This window comes from Lactobacillus nasalidis, assembly GCF_016587775.1.
In the GTDB taxonomy this organism is placed as follows: Bacteria; Bacillota; Bacilli; order Lactobacillales; family Lactobacillaceae; genus Lactobacillus; species Lactobacillus nasalidis.
Window position 1 is genome coordinate 1 of the sequence record NZ_BOCG01000214.1, and the last position, 333, is coordinate 333.

The window sequence follows — 333 nt, forward strand, 5'->3', positions numbered from 1 at the left end:
ACGTTCTTTTGAACCTGGTTGGCCGCGTTGAACAAGTCGCTGGTCTTGTCACTGGTCGTGAAGTTGCGCTTGGCACTGACGAAGCCGTTCTTCTTCATGAAGTTCAAGTAGTCCACGAAAATCGGCCGGCTTGGCCAGTAAACCATCAGCAGCGGCCGCTTGTCGCTGGCCGTCGTCTTCGTCCAGGTGGTGCCGTTCTTCAAGATCTTCTTTGGACGGTACCAGCTGTCGGCAGTCAAGTAGCCGTCGACGTTGTCGATGCTGGCAGACGTGTAGCTGTAAGCTTCGTTGTTCTTCGCGAAGGTCTTGTTGGTGTTTACCAAGCCAGTTTCT

At 53.8% G+C, this 333-nt stretch carries 1 protein-coding gene; it reads right to left on the bottom strand.

Going from position 1 to position 333, the window contains the following annotated elements; genetic code table 11:
- Nucleotides 1-333, bottom strand: a 333-nt coding sequence (locus lacNas_RS03580; protein WP_201346601.1) for a hypothetical protein, incomplete at both ends; no start/stop codon positions are given.